The 19,506-nt window shown below is 34.6% G+C and carries 20 protein-coding genes and 1 tRNA gene; 8 read left to right on the top strand and 13 right to left on the bottom strand.

The genetic code is table 11. The features are described 5' to 3' along the window. The first annotated feature begins 85 nt into the window (after nt 1-85). Genes ACMAWV_RS07975 through ACMAWV_RS07965 form a run of 3 tightly spaced genes read left to right on the top strand, consistent with a single transcriptional unit; the run spans nt 86 to nt 3,593 of the window. On the top strand, nt 86-2,002 hold the full coding sequence (locus ACMAWV_RS07975) for a hypothetical protein (protein WP_412462666.1): 1,917 nt from the start codon (nt 86-88) through the stop codon (nt 2,000-2,002). Further along, entirely contained in the window at nt 2,002-3,102 is a 1,101-nt protein-coding gene (locus tag ACMAWV_RS07970) for a hypothetical protein (protein ID WP_412469612.1), read from the top strand. The genes ACMAWV_RS07975 and ACMAWV_RS07970 overlap by 1 nt, the downstream gene beginning before the upstream one ends. Then, entirely contained in the window at nt 3,099-3,593 is a 495-nt protein-coding gene (locus tag ACMAWV_RS07965) for a hypothetical protein (RefSeq protein WP_412469613.1), read from the top strand. Before ACMAWV_RS07970 ends, ACMAWV_RS07965 begins: the two co-directional genes overlap by 4 nt. Before the next feature lie 19 nt (nt 3,594-3,612). On the opposite strand, the gene ACMAWV_RS07960 is transcribed toward ACMAWV_RS07965, so the two are convergent. After that, entirely contained in the window at nt 3,613-4,977 is a 1,365-nt protein-coding gene (locus tag ACMAWV_RS07960) for a sensor histidine kinase (protein ID WP_412475824.1), read from the bottom strand. A 227-nt stretch (nt 4,978-5,204) separates the two neighbouring features. On the opposite strand from ACMAWV_RS07960, the gene ACMAWV_RS07955 reads away from it, so the two are divergent. Then, a complete protein-coding gene (locus tag ACMAWV_RS07955) occupies nt 5,205-5,705 on the top strand; it encodes a TlpA disulfide reductase family protein (protein ID WP_412469615.1) in 501 nt (166 codons plus the stop codon). A 6-nt stretch (nt 5,706-5,711) separates the two neighbouring features. Here the strand turns inward: ACMAWV_RS07955 and ACMAWV_RS07950 are convergent, their stop codons facing one another. Further along, nucleotides 5,712-6,128 carry a serine hydrolase domain-containing protein gene (locus ACMAWV_RS07950; protein ID WP_412523477.1) on the bottom strand — a complete coding sequence of 139 codons (417 nt, stop codon included), beginning with the start codon at nt 6,126-6,128 and terminating at the stop codon, nt 5,712-5,714. 281 nt (nt 6,129-6,409) lie between these two features. Here ACMAWV_RS07950 and ACMAWV_RS07945 point away from each other — a divergent pair, with 281 nt between their 5' ends. From ACMAWV_RS07945 to ACMAWV_RS07935, 3 genes are all read left to right on the top strand, one after another. Next, nucleotides 6,410-6,973, top strand: a complete 564-nt coding sequence (locus tag ACMAWV_RS07945; protein ID WP_412469616.1) for a hypothetical protein — start codon at nt 6,410-6,412, stop codon at nt 6,971-6,973. 8 nt (nt 6,974-6,981) lie between these two features. Then, the gene (locus ACMAWV_RS07940) at nt 6,982-8,088 is read left to right on the top strand and encodes a hypothetical protein (RefSeq protein ID WP_412469617.1); all 1,107 of its coding nucleotides are present in this window, start codon (nt 6,982-6,984) and stop codon (nt 8,086-8,088) included. A gap of 163 nt (nt 8,089-8,251) precedes the next feature. Then, entirely contained in the window at nt 8,252-9,046 is a 795-nt protein-coding gene (locus tag ACMAWV_RS07935) for a hypothetical protein (protein WP_103217394.1), read from the top strand. 41 nt (nt 9,047-9,087) lie between these two features. Here the strand turns inward: ACMAWV_RS07935 and ACMAWV_RS07930 are convergent, their stop codons facing one another. From ACMAWV_RS07930 to ACMAWV_RS07895, 8 genes are all read right to left on the bottom strand, one after another. Beyond that, a complete protein-coding gene (locus ACMAWV_RS07930; RefSeq protein WP_146037812.1) occupies nt 9,088-9,489 on the bottom strand; it encodes a cytochrome c in 402 nt (133 codons plus the stop codon). 9 nt (nt 9,490-9,498) lie between these two features. Next, nucleotides 9,499-9,948, bottom strand: coding sequence for a universal stress protein (locus tag ACMAWV_RS07925; RefSeq protein ID WP_103217396.1), 450 nt, complete (start codon nt 9,946-9,948; stop codon nt 9,499-9,501). Nucleotides 9,949-10,345: 397 nt separating this feature from the next. Continuing rightward, the gene (locus tag ACMAWV_RS07920; RefSeq protein WP_412469618.1) at nt 10,346-10,723 is read right to left on the bottom strand and encodes a hypothetical protein; all 378 of its coding nucleotides are present in this window, start codon (nt 10,721-10,723) and stop codon (nt 10,346-10,348) included. Then, nucleotides 10,720-11,124 (bottom strand): hypothetical protein, encoded by a 405-nt coding sequence (locus ACMAWV_RS07915; RefSeq protein WP_412469619.1) that lies wholly within the window; start codon nt 11,122-11,124, stop codon nt 10,720-10,722. The genes ACMAWV_RS07920 and ACMAWV_RS07915 overlap by 4 nt, the downstream gene beginning before the upstream one ends. Before the next feature lie 28 nt (nt 11,125-11,152). Beyond that, on the bottom strand, nt 11,153-12,010 hold the full coding sequence (locus tag ACMAWV_RS07910; RefSeq protein WP_412469620.1) for a hypothetical protein: 858 nt from the start codon (nt 12,008-12,010) through the stop codon (nt 11,153-11,155). 263 nt (nt 12,011-12,273) lie between these two features. Next, a complete protein-coding gene (locus ACMAWV_RS07905; RefSeq protein ID WP_412469621.1) occupies nt 12,274-13,134 on the bottom strand; it encodes a hypothetical protein in 861 nt (286 codons plus the stop codon). Nucleotides 13,135-13,579: 445 nt separating this feature from the next. Next, nucleotides 13,580-13,656: transfer RNA gene (locus ACMAWV_RS07900), tRNA-Cys, on the bottom strand. A gap of 130 nt (nt 13,657-13,786) precedes the next feature. Further along, nucleotides 13,787-14,092 (bottom strand): HU family DNA-binding protein, encoded by a 306-nt coding sequence (locus ACMAWV_RS07895; RefSeq protein ID WP_021266755.1) that lies wholly within the window; start codon nt 14,090-14,092, stop codon nt 13,787-13,789. Between the two features lie 283 nt (nt 14,093-14,375). Between ACMAWV_RS07895 and ACMAWV_RS07890 the strand changes: the two genes are divergently transcribed. Continuing rightward, nucleotides 14,376-16,085, top strand: a complete 1,710-nt coding sequence (locus ACMAWV_RS07890; RefSeq protein WP_103217401.1) for a hypothetical protein — start codon at nt 14,376-14,378, stop codon at nt 16,083-16,085. Between the two features lie 3 nt (nt 16,086-16,088). Here ACMAWV_RS07890 and ACMAWV_RS07885 read toward each other — a convergent pair whose 3' ends face one another. Genes ACMAWV_RS07885 through secD form a run of 3 tightly spaced genes read right to left on the bottom strand, consistent with a single transcriptional unit; the run spans nt 16,089 to nt 19,416 of the window. Next, a complete protein-coding gene (locus ACMAWV_RS07885) occupies nt 16,089-16,778 on the bottom strand; it encodes a hypothetical protein (RefSeq protein WP_103217402.1) in 690 nt (229 codons plus the stop codon). Continuing rightward, nucleotides 16,765-17,691: a protein translocase subunit SecF gene (gene secF, locus ACMAWV_RS07880; RefSeq protein WP_103217403.1), complete on the bottom strand. Its 927-nt coding sequence runs from the start codon at nt 17,689-17,691 to the stop codon at nt 16,765-16,767. The genes ACMAWV_RS07885 and secF overlap by 14 nt, the downstream gene beginning before the upstream one ends. Before the next feature lie 15 nt (nt 17,692-17,706). Further along, nucleotides 17,707-19,416, bottom strand: coding sequence for a protein translocase subunit SecD (gene secD / locus ACMAWV_RS07875; protein WP_103217404.1), 1,710 nt, complete (start codon nt 19,414-19,416; stop codon nt 17,707-17,709). Nucleotides 19,417-19,506: the final 90 nt, after the last annotated feature.

Genomic DNA, 19,506 nt, shown 5'->3' with positions numbered 1-19,506 from the left:
GTTAATCTAAACAAAATACGAGCAGATGATACGTAATAACTTCGAAAAAATGGCACCTTCTTTGCTGTGTATATGACATATGCATATGAAATATAAAATTCTATTTATCTATACTCTTGGCCTATCATTTTTTGTCAATGCAGATCCATATACAGATATATTGCTTGGTAAGAATGTCGATAGCTACAAGATAAACGAGTATTATAAGAAGCATTATATTGAAGATAAAGAATCTCTTGTCGTGATAGGTTCTCATTATAAAGAGAGTGAAATGCCGATTGCCGGAACAGGTTTCACCATAGAAAGTGATAATAGGAAGTTTATTATCACAAATTCACACCTGGTCGACGGTGATAATAAATTCTATGTCTATCGTGGAGAGCTTTTTCCTGTACAAGAAGATAATACACTCTCATGTGCAAACGATGATGTTGCGGTCGTTGAAGTTAATAATAATATAAAAGAGATATTTGGAAGATATGATCGACATAAGAATTCTCTTTATACTCATGGAAAAAATAATTCGCCAAGAGGTCAACAAAAGTCTGAGTTTCATTTTGGAGAAAATAGAGAAATAAATTACAATAATAGACCACTCTTTGAAAATTCACTATCAGGAGAAACTCTCTCTTACGTACAGATCGGTAATATGTATGATCTTTCATGTAACTTCTATCCAAGCTCGCCTGAACACTACAAGGGCAATGCACTCTTTGTTCCTATTTCAGAAGCAATCAAGTCGATAACGACTGAAGCGATCCCATATAAGCAAAATCATCACAATCAAATTGGAATGATGAATTCAATTATGGATCTGGTAACACATAATGAATGTCGAATAAATTTAGATTCGAAAGTAAAAGAGCATGAAAAAAGCCGTCAATCATTTTTAAGTAAAGCAATAATCACTCCCTCAAGCATTGTTCCAGGAATGAGTGGGTCACCACTATTACAAAATAACAACTTAACTCAAAGTAAGTATCAAATTGCAGGCATTGCCACTTCTTATGATCGAATCATGCAAAGATCGATCTTTACTTCGCATTCTAATATTAAAAGTTGTATCAAAAACTATTTAAATGGGAAAAGAGGACACTTAGATTCGGTAAGATTTAAGTATTCGACAAAGTATCAATCAACTTATCGTCAAAAGAATCAGGATAGACTAATTGAAGAAATCCCAAACACGCATGGTAAGGCCAATGGAGATCTAACTGATACAAAAATAAAAGAACTTTACGACCTATACCTAGAGAAAAAAAAGAAGGATTTAAATATTGATCAAGATAATAGGTCAAATATACAAACAATTGAAATGTTAAAAGAATTTAAAGGTAAATTCAAAGACAATACAATTATAAGAGGTGGTAATGGTTACGGAAATGGTGGCGGGCCACTTGTATACAATTCAATAGAGTTTAGAGAGAGAATAATTATTCCAACGGGATTATCAATTGCAGGAAATTTAGTAATTGGCTTCAGGTGCAAAAATTCACATGAAAAAAGTGATGACAATTATATCTTCGCAAATTGGGAAGGCCTTGCATACAGTGAAATAGCAAAGTGTAAGGAAATCTACAGTAATGATAAAGTCGACTTAATAAAAATATTGAGAAAAAAGATTAGGAACTTTAAAAGTAATAAGGATCAAAACACAGAAGAAACCTTCTCAATTAGATCAGTCATTAAGCTTAAGAATGATAAGATAATACTAACGATATCTGGAAAGAATCATAACAAGAACTTTAAAGAATCAGTTGTCATTGATAATGATATTGAAAAATTTGTCCCAAGAATTGAAATCATATTAGATGAAGACAATACAATTATAGCTGATATAAAAGAACTCTTCTTTACAGATATGCTAAACGTCTCTAGGACAAGCAAGAATCAGAGCATTGAAGATGCTCTACTTAGGGATAACAAAGCTAGAGTTTTTTATAGCGTAAAAAAGAAAAACAGCAACAAAGGTAGTATACCTCTAATTAATAGCTGGAACTAATGAGTATAACTATTCACCCCTCACATTTAATCGATGCTGATATAGCACAATTAACGAAACTTTTTTTTGAACTAGAATATAAATCTGAGGATTCTTTATATACTCAAATCATGATGGCCTATTATCTAAACGATAAAACTAAGCTTCAGCGCTTACAAAACGAAGTAAAACCAAATTCTTTTTTACATGTTTTCTGCCTTTGCCGTATCGCTATTTTAGAAAATAAGTCTTATGAAATCGAGAATATTGAAATATATAAAAACTCTCCCTATATCGGTGATCTCTATTTTGCCCTGGCCCTAATAGCAGCTCAACAAGACAATCATATTCAGGTAAAGAACAACTTTCTAAATGCCTATAACTGCTACACAAAAATCGGAGCAAATAAAAAATCACTAACGGCCCAGATGAATACAATAACAGCAGAAGGTAATATTGATCTAAGAAAAAGATTACTAGCAAATTATATCGAATCAGTTGATAAACTAATTGAACATGAATCCATAACAAGTGCAGCAAATATTTGTGTTAATATCGCTGATGAGTTTCATAAGATTGGTGCCCAACGTTCGGCCTATCGCTACAATGAAAAAGCATTAATGATTTTAGCTGATCAAAAGAACACTCTTCAATATGCACAAGCATTAACTCATCTTTGTGAATCGATGTTTTGTCTTGGGCAAAATATTAATGCGAACAAGGTTCTTGATGAGCTTCAATGTTACGACTTTATTGAAATCAAAGAAGCAATAAAGGCCATTGAAAATGTATATCTCAGCAAGAATAATACAATTAACAAAGCTCAACTCACAATGGCGTGGAGAATCAGACTAGAGAAAAAGACTTCTCCTTACCTACTTGGAGAAATAAGTGACCAGTTAATTCACCTTTTAGCTTACGGCCCATGTGACTTTAAAGAGATTATAGAGGAAATTTATCCGAATACAGATGAGCTTGATGCAAGAAATCGCTTAACGACCTTAGTGTCTAGAATAAATAAAAAAATAGAAGGACTTATCATTTTCGATCAAAAGAATCAGCTGTTTTCTTTATCAAATAATGAGAAGATCATATTTGCTACACAGGAGTCTTTATCATGATCGATGCACTTCTTAGCAAAATTGATAAAAAAATATTAAATATTATCGATATAAAGTCTCTATCACATAAACAATTAGCTAATCTTCATTCGATAATTCGAAGCAAAGATAATAATTTATTAAACCGTACATTATTTTATCTTTTATCTGCTAAACTACATGGAGAAGATTTTTCAAAAGAAATTGAAGTCGATATAAACTCTTCATCAGATGATCCCAACCATGGACTAATCTCAAGTCTATTATTAAAAAACAAAGTCCCGCATGAAATTGAGATTAATGGAAAATTAAGTAAGAAAGAGAATGTTCTTTTAGACGCTTTAAAAGAAGCTAAGTCCAATAGACAGCAGCTAATAATAAAAATCTATGGACAAGATTGTGATTACCTTAAGGCCGAAACAAGCTTTAAATCATTATTATATCGTTTTAAAAAGAAACTCAATGGCGAGATCATCATATCAATAGATGGAACATACTCGATATCTATATAAGTACACTGAATATATAATATTAATGTATCATTGTACTTGTATTGTCTTGAGCAATGTATTCATTATTTGTCGTTGCCACCAAAGAAGTCGGAATAATTACCTTAAAAGTAGTACCTTGATCAGAAGAAGTAAAATCAATAGTTCCACTTAAGTAATCAACAGATTTTTTAACAATATACATTCCTATACCAGTACCTATTGACTTATCCTCATTGAAACGAACAAATTGCTCATAGACTTGAGACTTACTTTCACATGGTATTCCAACCCCATTGTCTGCGACTGTGATATAGAGATTATCAATATCATCATGAATTTCAACATTTACAAATGGAAGATCTTTTTTAACATCATAATACTTAACTGAATTGATAATGATATTACTTAAAATTTGAAATACTCTAACTCTTTGGGAAGAGTGCCCACGAGATAGGTCGACATCAGTTGAAAAACGAATATTATTCTTCTCTATTAAGTATTCATTTGAAATTACGATATCAGAAATCATTGTCTCAAAATCAAGTTCTTCATTAGGATGTGTTGATACGTCTAGGCGTGCCAGTTCTAAAAGACTTGATATCAACTCGGCCAAATGATTAACACGACTTCTAATCTTTTCAACCTTAAGTTTAACGTCTTTTTCGTTAAACCTGTTAGTTTCAATACTTCTTATAATCAAATCTGATAAAATACTTATTGTTGTCAAAGGTGATCTCAGGTCATGAGATGTACGGTAAGAGAACTGAAGAAGCTCTTCATTTGTTTGAGTAAGTTTCTTATTTGTTCGATCCAGTGCCAATAAATCGAAATAGTACATCGACGCCATTGCAAAAATAAGAAGTACAATCGCAATAACACTAAATCGAGAGATATCCTGTGAAATATTATTAAGCTGAACCTCTTTACTCTCCAATATGCGAATAACTTCCTTGGCCGCTAAATCGGCCTGTGTGTCATCAACACGTACAAGATAATCCCTTTCTTCGGCAGAAAGGTTCTTGTCACTATTTTTTAAAATTTCAAGATTGTTACGATATTCTTGTGCTGTTGAAAATAAATTTTCGAGAGACTCTCTTTCTGTATCGGATAGTTTATAATCTTTTGAACGAAGATAAGCTTCTTCGATTTCATTAAATTTTATGACAGCTTTTTTGTAATATGCTTCATTAGATCGATTTACATAGTTTTTAAAATTATGAATAAGGCCATTATATCCAAAATTGCCGACGACAGAAACGAAGAGGTCAATTCTCTGATTTAACTCAACTACGGCCTTACGGTTTTTACTAGAGAAGTAATAAGCACAGCTAATACCAAGAAGAATAAACATCAGAACTGACGCTAGAAACAACTTCTTTTTAAATATATTAGCGTTAATTAACAAATCCACTACCTTTATAAATTAATCATCTAAATGATAGATTAAGAATCAATCCATGTAAAATAATTCACTTAGATTTGAATCATCAAACAAATGGTTACTGCACAGAATTTTTGTTGCTAATAAAGGCATATTATTTATCCCTCTATCACGTACCTACTTGTGCAGTATTGTATGACTGAGCGCTTAAATGATACAATAGATGGAATCTAGAGTTAGGAATGATTTGAATGAAGAAGTACTTTTCCCTCCAAAATATCGCACTTGTCATTGCTTTGGGAGTGTTTATCGTAAAGCAGGCCCCGATAATTGCGAATAGTTTTAAAATTAAAGAAAGAAAGATCCAAACAAGAACTGTAAAGACAATTGAGCTTAATTCGAAGGCTTTAGAATTTCCTCCACAAAATAAAGTAGTAGCGTTTTATTGGATGACAACATGTGCTCCATGTAAGCTTGAAATGCTACGATTAAAAAAATCTGTCGAAAATGGTAAAATTGCAAAGGATTCGATCTATGCTATCAACCCATTTGAAAGTACTGAAAAAATAAGAAAATACCTAAAGAAAAGTCCATATCCTTTCACTTTTATTGAAGATAATGATCTAGGTTATGATTTAGGAATACAGGTTACACCAACAACAGTTTTCTTAGATAAAGGAATAGTTAAGTCCTTCTCAACAGGAATAAGCTTTCTTGGAATCTATGAAGCAGAAAATTTTCTAACTAATTAAGCTTCTTTAAAGTGAATTCCTCTCCTTGTGTAAAGATAAGGATCTCTCCATCATCTGACTTTCAGATTGGGGAGTTTGAGAGTATTCCTTGTAATCAGCAAGATCTGTCATATTTGGAATACCGCTACGATGGCGAAGCAAGTCCTCAATAGTGATCTTATCTGCCTTATCTATCTTTGGATAATAGAGAGAAAGCTTATCTGAAAGCTTTAATTTCCCCTCTTCCTCTAACTTTAGAATAATTGTAGCAGTATATATTTTCGAAACAGAACCTATGCGATAAATAGGATTCTTATTATTTTTATCAAAATTATAATTTTTATTATAAATGGACTTACCATCTTTTACTAATATAGCACTTCCTGAAACTACTTTCTTATTTTCTAAAACATCAAAAAACTTATCTAATTTTTCAGTATTAATATTAGACTCCTGACCAAATTGACATGATAGACAAAAAATAAAAGTGACAAAAAGAATTACTTTTATGAAGACCTCTATTGAAATTAAAATTGAAATTGTAATGCAAACACTATATCGGTCTAAAATTATTGATCTTTAAATATTAAATTCTAATCTAAATATTTATAATTATATAAAACGAAGATAATAAATAGCTTTCTTTCTCATTTTAAATTTGACAGACTGCTTAGAAATCCGTACTAAATAATTCTCCAAGCAAAACTTTTTTCTTGGAGAACCTAATGAAGAATTCCCTACTTCTACTTATTTCACTTGTATTTACTTCTAACACTTCATTCGCATCTTATGACGGATACGATGATTACTATGGCGAAGACATTAACACAGTTGTCGAAACGATAACTTCTTGTCACGACAGAAATTTCAACAAAAAACTTATCGTTAAAAAAGTGTACTCAGATGTATCTGGAGAAGCTCTATTTAACGAAATTTCAATTGATGGTAAAGCACTTGAAAAAATTGACTACAAATTCGAAAGTAAGAACTTTGTCGATCCATTAACTAATCTAACAAAAACAGGATATCTTCTAGAACTAAGTCATCAGTCGGTCGACAACTCTTCGACACTGAGTCTAATTGCTTCAAGCTTAGATGCTCATCTCTACAACCCAACTTGGGAAAACTATGACCTAAGAGGAACGCTAAAAATTGCTTCAATATACAATAACGAAACGAGCTACGATGTTCGTTGTAGTATTAAATCTGAAGTTCGTTACGGGACACCAGAAGAAATTGACGTACTTTTTGAAAACTTTGATTACGATTCTTACAATGACAGAAGATAGTAGTCACAATGCTTAAATATATCATTCTAACGATATTTATCACATCAATGTCGAGGGCCACGGTCCTCGACAAAGATACTTTTCTCAACTGGGTCAAATCAAATGACTTTCAAACACTTACACAAGTTATTGAAAGTATCCCGGAGGAAGACTATCAAAATATGACATTGGCCTATAAGTCAGGGGCGCTACTACCAGCAGCACCAAATAAGCTAAGGCCTGTGATTTGGAATGAGAAAAATTCATTTGTTATTACCTTTTCAACATTTGAAGCAGATCAACACGAAGAAGATTCGATTGAGGCCATCGCTTGGAATCAAGAAGAGCTCCGCTATGAGCTTCTTGTCTTAGACCTTAAAAACAAAAAGTGGCTCATAAATCAAGCCAAGTGCCTTGAGTGCCACGGGCAGCGTCCAAGGCCATTGTGGGGTGAATATCCAACATGGAACGGTTTTGTTGGCCAACGAAATGACTTAATGAATATCAGAGATCGTAAATATCTGAGTAACTTTTTAAAGAGCTCAGAGCCTCGCGGCGAGGCAGTAAGAAGAAAGATAAAGCGCGAAGGTGCACCATTTCCATATAGAGTTGCCACAAAAGAATACTTTGACCACAGAGAACACTCGCAGGCCGATCACAGGCCAAATATGCGCCTTGGACAATTATTTGCAAGGCACCATACTCTATCCATATACAATGATCTAAGAGATGCCTTAACACATACTGAATTGGATGCGCTCTTTAGAATAATTCAATCAAAAAGATACTGGTTAGAAGAAGAAAAGCTTAATTATTACTTTAATAAAGCAGGCCTTACTCTATCTGATCTGGACATTGCTCAAGTTGCCAATCAAGAAATAAAGACGACATGGGAGCATATCTATTTTGATGGAGATGCAGAGATTCTAGAGTACCTTACATGGCAATATTTAAATGATTCAAAAATGACCCTAGGAAATGAAGTTTCATTAGAGAAAAAATATCCTTTTCACTTCCCAAATAATCTGGATGTAAAAGAGACAATCAGCCTATTCGATACAATTACTAAATGGATACAGCTTGATTTTGAAATGACAGACAGAAACAAGAAGAGAAAGCGCCATCGTGTTGAATGAGTTAATTGTAACAAATGTATTTCTAACAACTTAGCTCTTACCACCACCATTAAGTAAGAAATAAATTCATGATTTTTAAAAACGTCACCTCATGTAAATGAGATAAATTCTGATATCCATTACCTTGCCTCCATAACAAAAAAAATAAAAATGGAGACGAGAAATGAAAAAATTAGCACTTACTTTATCACTACTACTGGCAACTCAAACTTTTGCCTTTAACTGTAAAAATGAACTCGCAAGAGATATTCAAATTAGAACAAAGTCTACAAGCTATCTCCCATCAAAAATACCTGGAGAGATGATTAAAGAGTGCTTCTCAAAGCAGAAGAACTTAAAAGAGAATCTTATTTATTGTGGATTTGCTGCCTATATCCCGGGTTCAATTATTGGTGTAGCAATAGGTGCAGGATTACCAATTCTTGCTCCAATATTTGCGGGAATTGTACTCGTGATGGAAAATGGAAATAAAGATAAGAATGGGATTTCAGGTATTGATCACAAGCGCCAACTTAAATTAAGTAGTCGTCTCTACAGTGTACTTTCAGGTAACACAAGAGATCTATGGTTAATTAAGAATTATCTTCCGGCCTATAAGCATGTTTCAAATGAAGACTTAATGTCTATTCTTACTAAGATGGATGAAGATGGAAGTCTTTGTAATGAGCAAGGCTTTAGAGATAGAGTTCACAAAATATCAGAAGCAGGACTTAGAGAACTTGAAAGAAAAAGTGTCGAAGTAGGAGTTAAGCTTAATTGGATGGATCTTCTAACAATTGATGGTGTTGATTCAGTTTTAACACAAGAATACAAAGAATGGTTTTTATACCGTTACACTTACTTTGATTATACGACTTTTGGACAAGTAATCGATAAGAAGAAACTAAAAAAAGCATTAAAAGAAGAATTTAAGGACCTAGGTTATCGTCCTAGACACCAAGGTCACTCAAATAGATAATTAAACTAATATATTGGCCCCTGTTTAAACTGGGGCCTTTCTTATTTCTTAGCAAGCGAATAGATATAATTCTCAAGATCTTTAATTTCTTTTTCAGTTAAGACATTCTTCCAACCAGGCATCTTCTGTTTATAACTAGAAACCAATAAGTAGAAATTAAAGTTAGGGATTTCTTTAGATAATTTTTGAAGATCAACTTTATCAACACCCCTTCCATTTTCACCATGACACTGAGAACACTTATTCATGTAAATACGCCTGCCCCTAAGAACTGATTCGGCACTATAAATACGAGTCACAGGTGTTTTATTTTCACTCTCTGCCACTGGAACAACTCCATGCCTCATGCTCTTATCTTCATAATACTGACGTGATTCAGTGTTAACGCTTGAGCATGATGAGTAAGCTAAAAATAGAATAAAAAGTAATATAAAATTCCTCACAATCACCTCTTATTTAACTTCACGTAAAATCATGAGACGACAAGGGGCATGGCCTACCATGTATTCCGCAAACGAGCTGGAAAATAGTGCTGAGATTCCATGCTTACCTCTTGTTTCAATGATCATTTCATCAATTTTATTATCTTCAGCATATTCCTTTAGTGCAACCTTTGCAGAACTAGCAAAGAGACATTTACCAAAGACCTTTCCCTTATAATCTTCAGAAACAATTTGATTAGAAAGACCCAGTAAGAGATCTGAAACAGACTTTTCAATATCACCCATTTGTCCTTCAAGCGGATAAGAAGCAAAATAGAAAGTATCTGCATAGACTAGTGTTTCAAAACCGTGCACGAGATGAACTTCATCCCAGCGATTCCAGTCGAAATCCTTTAATTGATTCTTATAGGCATTGATAGACTCATCAGTTATATCAACACAAATCATTAGCTTACTCATGGAACCTCCCTTTGTTCTGATATCGATATTATCTCTTTATACAATAGTACTCGAATATGACATACGTCACATTATAGATAAGAAGATCTTAATCTTTATTAATAAAACTTGAAGCTGAGTACTTCCGTTAGCTGGTATACGAAGGATTTGCCCGACTCCTCCCATCCTGGTCGTCGCTGGATAGTTCGGCATTAAATACCGTCGTGGTATTTAACGCCTCCCAAACCGGGAGAATACATATTTAAATCGAGCTTATCTTCAGGTTAAAAAAGAAAACCCAGGACAAGCCTGGGTTTTTCTTTTTGAATTTGGAGGATTCGATAGATTCTCCAATATTTCAATAAGTTAAGTATTCAATTAAGCACATGTAAGCACGGCCTAACGTGATGAAAATTCATCAATTTTTACCACTACTATCATCTTTAATAGGTGCATAAAATATTGGCCAATAAGCAAAAAGTAAAAAGTAATAGAATGCCTCTAAATAATCAAATTCGCCATTTTTATAATACGTAAATATCAAACTAACTGAAATAGCATATACAAAAATTAATATACTCCTTCGCGAGAAGGCGTCACCAATAGAAATAAATACTCTCTCCTTCTCAAATGGAAAAGGTATAACAACATAAATAAATGTCGATAAAAATAAGAGACTAATATAAATCCAATATTGCTCATATACATTTATATTTAATATAAATAAGGTCAAAGCTAAAATAATGTACAATAATAAGTTTTGAATAAAATTTTTATTCTTAAGTTTAGTAATCAAAATGACCCCTTATTAATATCATTTTGTATATCATTAGGCTTTAAACGTATCTTAGCCGGTATTGTATACAAATTATAGTTTCCATCTCTCGTATTATTAATTAAATCTCTATTTCTAGTATCTATGCAATTATCTCCTTCACATACAGGGTTCTCAATCGGGTTGTTTGAAGGCTTCGGTTCGTCGTCTGGTTTATCCGGATTAGTCGGCCCATCTTCTGGCTTATCAGGAACATCTGGCCCGAAGTCAGGAGTGTCTGGGACAATAGGCGTATTCGGGTCTTCATCCTCTTTTGGATTGTCAGGATCATATGGAGACCCGTATCCTGGAAATTTTGGCTTCTTTGGTTTACATGAAGGAGAAGATAATCCACCTGTCGCACATCCTAAGAGAGCTCCCACAATAGCCGACTTTACTCATAGCTTGTGATTACTCACCTTCATAGACATTACAATGTAGAGTTCCATCATCATATAGAACCTCCTGTAACTTAATCTTGATAGTTTCTGTGCTATAAGTATCCCTTTCACCAGAAAATTCCCCAGAATACGTAATGACACCATTTTCAATTTTCTTTATAGAACAACTCGTATCACAGCTAATTCCATTTGAGCAATGAACGAGTCTTCCAACTAAAGGATACTTCTTATCGAGCTCATTTTTTGTCATTTTGAAGACACTTTTATCAAGAACAACCAAGTCTTTAGCTTCATCCACATCCAACCAAAGATCGTCTTTATGAAAAAGCTTTATTCTATTGTTACGAAAGTCTTTTGCAAATGGAGAATACTTAAACGGAACTTCAGCTATGACACTAGAAGATGTTAACTTTATTGCTAATCTTCTTGCAATTTTACCAGGAGAACTTCTTGAGTGTTTTCTCAATAAAACTCCAATATCTGCAATTTGTTCATTTTTATTTGGATATTTATAAACTGGAGCCACACTAATAAACTGTTCCTTAAATTTTAGCTTCCTCTCAAGGTCAATGGGATTACCCCCATGCTTTTTCTTGAACAAACCTCTTTGTTCAAAATAGCACTTACTACGATCCCTACCTTTTAACTTATGGCACTTAGATACAATTGAAACATAGTTTTGATTGATTTCTTTTACTTTTGCTTCAAAGTCTTTTGCACGCTTCTTTATTTCTTCTTTTAGCTTACCACGATATTCAATCTTATAGGCTCCATAGTAAATCCCATCCTGAGAGTAGACAGCGATTGAAACAAAAAAAGATAATATAAAAATTAGAATACTATTCTTGATAATCGATGAGTTTTTCACGATAAACCTTCTTCTTTCCTTTTAATACTGCATTTGCTCCTGGCGAGTACGGCCCTTAATCACTTATGAAAAAAATGAAAAGAGTTTTGTTACACTTTATAGTTTTTAATTAAGACATATTTTCATCAGTTTATATTTCTTGATATAGTTGCTCAAAAGCTCCATACAAATCATCACGTCCGTAGACGCTAGAGCATAAACAAGCAACTAAACTGACTATTATTAATTTATTCATTCAAACCTCCCTGCTGAAAGTAATTTTTTTACTCACTCTTCTCTCGGACTGAACAACTTACAGTCCCATCTTCAGTAAGAATATCTTCAATTTTGATTTTGACAGTTTTTACTTCATAGCTATATCTTTCACCATGAAACTCTCCAGTATATGTAACAAAGCCATCCTCGATTTTATCAATTTTACAATAATCATCACAACCAACACCATTGCTACAATCAACAAATCTGCCAACTAAAGAAAACTTCTTATTAAGCTCACCTTTTGTCATTTTAAAAATATTTTTATCAAAAACAATTAAATCTTTGGCTTCATCTACATCTAACCAAAGATCGTCTTTATGAAAAAATTTTATCCTGTTGTTACGAAAGTCTTTAGCAAATGGAGAATACTTAAATGGAACTTCAGTTATAACCTTAGATGTAGTTGACTCAATTGCCAGCATTTTTACTATTTCGCCTGGAATGCTTCTTGAATTTATCCTTAATAGAACTCCAATGCCTGCAACTTTTATTTTTTTTATTGAATCACTATATATTGAAGCCACGCTGATAAACTGTTCCTTAAATCTTAGCTTCCTCTCAAGTTCAATGGGATTCCCCCCATACTTTTTCTTGAACAAACCTCTTTGCTCATAAACGCACCTACGAAAATCTTTACCTTTTAAATTATCGCACTTAGATACAATTGAAACATAGTTTCGATTGATTTCTTTTACTTTTGCTTCAAAGTCTTTTACACGCTTCTTTATTTCTTCTTTTAGCTTACCACGATATTCAATCTTATACGCATCGTAATAAATCCCATCCTGAGAGTAGACAGCGATTGAAACAAAAAAAGATAATATAAAAATTAAAATACTATTCTTGATAATTGATGAGTTTTTCACGATAAACCTTCTTCTTTCCTTTTAAAACTGCATTACCAAATACTAAAGCTGAACCAGAAATATTAGCGGAAGCTAGGGTTAGATCTTAAAACTGTAAAATATAGTAAAGTTAAAATAAGAAATGTCATGAAGGCATCTTCCTATGGTATCGGTATTGCAGCTAAACCAGCACAAATCGTTTGAGTAGCAACGTAATATAATTATATACAAAAAATGAACTTGTTCACTAAATTTTATTTTGATCAATAGAGATAGGTATGGGTTAGTTTCTATGCATAAGATTTTGCCCGACTCCTCCCATCCTGGTCGTCGCTGGATAGTTCGGCATTAAATACCGTCGTGGTATTTAACGCCTCCCAAACCGGGAGAATACATATTTAAATCGAGCTTATCTTCAGGTTAAAAAAGAAAACCCAGGACAAGCCTGGGTTTTTCTTTTTGAATTTGGAGGACGAGACCGGATTTGAACCGGTGAAAAACAGTTTTGCAAACTGCCCTATTAGACCACTCTAGCACCCGTCCGCAGAATGATTTTAGATTTCCTATAATATGGATATTTTTTAATAAGTCAATTTAAATGCTTAAAAATATTGACCTGCCGCTGATGCGGCAGGCCTATATCTAAGTATTAAAAAAACAGGATGCGTGGCCGTTAAGCTTCGCGGATAACGTACTTGTCTTTACCCTCATCAACCATTTCTCTTAGCTCTTTACCAACTTTGAAAAATGGAACCTTTTTTGGTGGTACTTTTACTACCTTACCAGTCTTTGGGTTACGACCTTCGTACGCTTTATAATTACGATTGGCGAAAGATCCAAAACCTCTGATTTCGATTCTTTCATCATTGAATAAAGCATTGATCATGTCATCAAAACAAATATTAACAACAGTCTCGGCCTGCTTGTGCGTTACATTTGCTTGCTTTTCGATTGCTGCAATTAAATCTGCTTTTGTCATTTTAATCTCCTCTCGATATGAGAACTCTTTCGAGCACAAACTCAATCCTATGATTTTTAGTTACCTCACTTATCGTCCAAGTCGCTAAAAACATTAGGAATATTTATTGTGCCACAAAAACTTTACTATCATTATACACTAGATTTTATTTCCTAACAGTATAACTACTTAAAATTACGTTTATTTTTACAGAATTTCAATGAAATGTAAGAAATTAACCTAAAATTAAAGAAGTCAACGAAAACTGGCGATTAAGTAAGTAGAAAATTAAGGAAATAGGCCAATGAAGGTAATATATTTAATTGTATTCTTATTTATCACATCTTCCTGTGTTCCACAGGTTGCGCGTCCAGATGGATTCTTTGACGACGTCAATAATATCGATACTTGTGAAGATCTATTCTTTCTTTTGAACGAAGGAAATGTATGTGCAAGTTCATGTGGTGAAGGAGAAGTCGTTGCAGACGAAGCGCAATTAGAAGAAATTCTGGCCGATGAAACCCTTGATGACTTTACTCGAGAAAATATTGAGGCCTCTGCAGGTGTTTGTATTACAGCACCAGAAGTGATTGCTCGTCCAAGTGACTCTGTATTCATTGATGACGACTTTTGTATTTGTAAGAATCAAAAAGTTGCCTCGGTAACAAGTGGTGCTTCATGTGCAGCTACTTGCCAGGAAAAGACGGCCACAGTTGCTACCCTATACGGAACAGTGACAGTTGGGCCAAAAATTAAAGACGACTCTAAACTACAAAACCTCTTTGGTTTTTGTAACAACTCAATTGAAAATGGTGCTCAAAATCCACCTTCATGTAAATTAGTTGCAACAGATATTGATGGACGCCGTTACACGGCCGATCTTAAGACTTATCAAGGAACAAATATTTTTGAAGCAAATCTTGAGGCCACAACAGTAAACTTTGGTGAAGCTTATACTTTTCATATTGAAGAAACTGGAAGTGGTGTTGAGAATGCAAAAAGTGATTACGAGCAGTTCAAATTATTTGAGCCAGGTGATGATGACGAATACGAAGGTAATCTTAAGATAAAACTTATCTCACAATACACTTGTATGATTCGTGCGACGGCCACAAGCTCTAACTACGATCCAAGAGATCAAATCTACTTAGATACTGTTAGAAAACACTTCTACATGCCTGTTGACTACCCGACTCCATATCTTCCACCAGGTGTTTCAGATACAATCTTTTGTCACGACTATATTAAGACAGGGCAAAACGATGATGCTCCACAATTTCCACGTTTAGAGCTAGTTCCTGATCACTTTTCTCTGTGGGATATAAATGATGTGCGCTTTATTGCAGATGGTGAAAACCGCAAGGTTGATTTCTTAATTAAAGATCGCATGATTGAAATGGGCGCCAACGTTAGCGGGACTAAATCATACTTTGCACCTCTTGAGACATGTGTGGCACCAAATGTTAGCGTTGAAGACGGAGGCTTCCCTGAAGCCTGTTCAGGAGCTGAGTCAGGGCTAATTCAATCAGGGCTTGCTATGATTCCATTCTTTACTGACAATAGTGGACGCGCAATTTGTCCAGGATATACTGAATACAATTCAACAAATATTGAATTTAAGGCCCTTGGTGAAATTATTGGAACGCCAACAGAAGGCCTCTACTTTGCCAAAGGCCCTCGTGAAGTAATAGATCTTGGTGATGGTAATAAGCAAGAGATTAAGCCAGCTGACGTTATGTTTATTAGAGAAGGACAGCTGAAAAAAATCTGGTTTCATTTAACTAATGATGGAATTCACTACAAGCCTACAAGTGATACTCAGTCGCAACCAACTTACTTCTACTGGCCAGCGGATGAAGATGCACCATACGTTCAAAAACGTGGGTACCAGAAGCTTTATCAGGTAATGCACTCAAGTGAGTTAGCAAGTAGTGGTTACACGACATCAATTCCTACGACGATCAAACCACTTGATCGTAAGATGGGCTGTATTCCAGTAACAAGTAGTAATTAGAAACTAGAGAACTCTTTTTATGAATACATCAACACTTGGATCTAAGTAATCTTTATAAATAAAGTAAAGAACACCTGCTTTGAATCCAGTCGAAAAAACAAAGAAGATGAGCGACTTTACATAGCGAAAGACAAAGAATTCATCTTTTTTGATAAAGGCCCTCTTAAGAAAGAAGCTTAGAATGAAAAGAAAGATCACAGCGCCTAAAGCAAGCTTTAGCACATCCTTATCTTGAGTTAACTCAAATAAGTAAAGCAGTGCCTTATCATCTTTTACAAGACCAACAGCAAAGTTTACAAACCTATCGCTATTAGTAAAAAATTGCATCATTTGGTTTTGAGAGGCACTGTCACGAATCATTTGTGCCACTTGTGCATCAGGAACATTCTTAAATTGTGCATTAATCATCTTAATTGCACGTCTCATCATTTCGGGGTCGGCCTTTCCATTTTTTAGAGTAAGGCCTTGTGTTGGCATCGAGACAATATTAACCCCTTGCCCGCCATTTTTTTCAATTTCTTGATTAAGAGTCTCAATTGACTCTTGAAGATTTTCGACGTCTTGAGATGAAGATGTTTTATCACGACTATCGTAATCTTCATCTCCATACGCAAAAACCCCATGTGTACTAAGAAGTACACACAGGGCAATTAAGTATTTAATAAAACTAAACTTTGAATTAAGCGTTTGCATCTGCAGTTTTCGCCTGCTCCCCTCTAAATTTATCAAATAGAAGTACAACTGGTGCTGCAACGAAGTTAGATGAGTAAGTACCAACAACAACACCAAGAGTGATTGCCATAAAGAAATCACGAATTGCAAGACCACCTACAAAGAACATCGTTGCCGATACGAAAAGTGTCGTACCAGAAGTAAGGATTGTTCTTGATAGTGTTTCGTTAATTGCATTATTGATGTGTTCTTTAATATCACGTCCAACAAACTTCTGCTCATGCTCACGTACACGGTCATAAACGATAACTGTATCGTTCACCGAGTAACCGATAACCGCAAGGATTGCAGCAACTGTCTGAAGAGTAAACTCTGTTCCAGTTAGAGCAAATACACCTAGAATGATAGTTACGTCGTGGAAAAGAGCAACAATTGCACCTGGTGAGTATTTGAAGTCAAAGCGTAGACCAACGTAGATCATGATTGCAAGAAGTGCCCAAAGCATTGCTAGGAAACCAGATTTTCTAAGTTCAGCACCGGCCTTTGGACCAACGATATCAACTTTTCTGATTTCAACACCATCTTTTTCGTACTTAGTTGTTAGAGTTTGAGAAACTTTTTCAGTAACTTCATTAAGGTTACCTTCGTTTGCACTAACTTTAAGTAGATATTCATTCATTTGAGGCTCACCAATCGTTTGGATTGTAACCCCGTTGAAACCAGCGGCTTTCATTTCACGACGAAGCTCGTCTAGGTTTTCAGTTTTTTGGAACTTAACTTGGATCTCAGCACCACCACGGAAGTCTACCCCGTATTTCATTTTAGTACCGATTAAAACAAGAGAACCAATAACTAGAAGTGCAGAAATAACCCCTGCAACTCCGAATTTATTAACAAAATTGAATTTTGTATTACTTTTTATAATTTCAAACATCTTAAACTCCAATCCTTAAATGCTTAAGTCCTGACCTTCAACTTTATTCATATAGAATTCAAAGAAAAGCTTTGAAACAAAGTAAGAAGTGTAAACAGTTGCAAAAATACCAATTAATAATGTAACAGCGAAACCTCTAATTGGACCTGTACCAAAGTTTAGTAGACAGATACCAGCAAGAGCTGTCGTGATGTTTGCATCAATAATTGTCCAGAAAGCAGAGTTAAATCCGTTTTCAACAGCTTTATAGAAACCAACGTTATTTCGAATTTCTTCTCGAATACGCTCGTAAATAATGATATTGGCGTCAATGGCCATACCAACAGTAAGAGCGATCCCTGCAATACCTGGAAGAGTCAGAGTTGCCCCAAGACCAACAAGCATAGCTAGAATAATAAGAACGTTTAGCGCAAGTGTTGTAACAGCGAAAACACCAGAGATTCTGTAGTAAACAAGAATGAAACCAAATACTAAAACACAACCAATGATTGCAGCAAATCTTGCTTTATCAATTGAGTCAGCACCAAGTGATGGACCAACAGTTCTTTGCTCAAGGAAGTCAAGCTGAACAGGAAGAGCACCAGCACGAAGAACAAGAGCTAAGTCTTTTGCTTCTTTAAGTTGCTCATTGTAACTCTTACCACCAAGAGAGATCGTTGCACGGCCACCAGCAATTTTACCATTGATACGTGGAGCAGAATAAACGTTACCATCTAGAGTAATCGCCATTAAACGTCCAACGTTTTCACCAGTAACATCTGCAAAGATTTTTGCACCACGAGACTTAAAGTTAAGTCCTACTTCTGGGTTGTTGTTATTTTGTGGGTTAAATTGAACTCTTGCATCTTCAAGGTCTTCACCTGTAAGACGAGCAACAGATTCGATTAAGTATGGAACAAGCTGAAGGATATCACCTTTAGCGTTTGTAACTCTTTCAAATGCTAGAACGTGACCTTTTGGAAGATCAGAAGCAACGATTTCATTAACTTTAGAAACGTAGTCAGAGAACCTGTCACCTTTCTTATAATCAACACCTTGCTCTTTAGCTTTTGATACCCAACCTTGAATTGTAATAGGAGCAACTTCAGAGTTTACCATTTTAAATTCAAGCTTAGCTGTTTTACCGATTAGCTCTTTTGCTCTTTCGATATCTTTAACACCTGGAAGCTGAACAACGATACGGTCTTTACCTTGAGAGATAATCTCTGGCTCAGTAACACCGAATTCATCAATACGGTTACGAATAACTTCGATTGATCTTTTTACTGATTGATCTTCGATATCAGTCTTAACTTTTTTCGTTAAGGCAACAGAGATTGAATTTCCAGTATCCTTAGTTACTCTTAGGAATCCATTGTATTGCTCATGAATAATATCCTTTAGTGTCTCAACATCAGTAGCTGATCCTAGGATAATCTCTTGGCGTGGATCCAGTTCATCAGATGAATCTAGGTCACCAATCTCAAAACCGTTACCAGTTTTGTCTTTGAAGCTAAATTCTAAACGGCGCGCGTATCCTTTAACCTCGTCTTTGTAGACCTTTTTGAAGTCAATTCCTAAGATCATGTATAGACCACCTTGAAGGTCTAGTCCTAAGTTGATCTTAGACTTAACTGGAAAATTGTCCGTTTCTTTAAAATTGAATGCAGTAGGTACAATCGAAATACCTGAAATGATCGCTACGATAAGTAGAAATACGAAGCGATACCACCAGCCTCTTCTCATTAGATTCTCCTAATCCTTGGGTTTCTTTTGGTTTTCTCGAATAATTGAGTTAAATAAACTACAAAAATTATATGAGATTAACTACTTAAA

The sequence above is a fragment of the Halobacteriovorax sp. RT-1-1 genome, assembly GCF_047085455.1.
Classification (GTDB): Bacteria; Bdellovibrionota; Bacteriovoracia; order Bacteriovoracales; family Bacteriovoracaceae; genus Halobacteriovorax_A.
The sequence above is the reverse complement of the archived record's forward strand: the minus strand, read 5'-3'. Positions and strand labels throughout refer to the sequence as shown.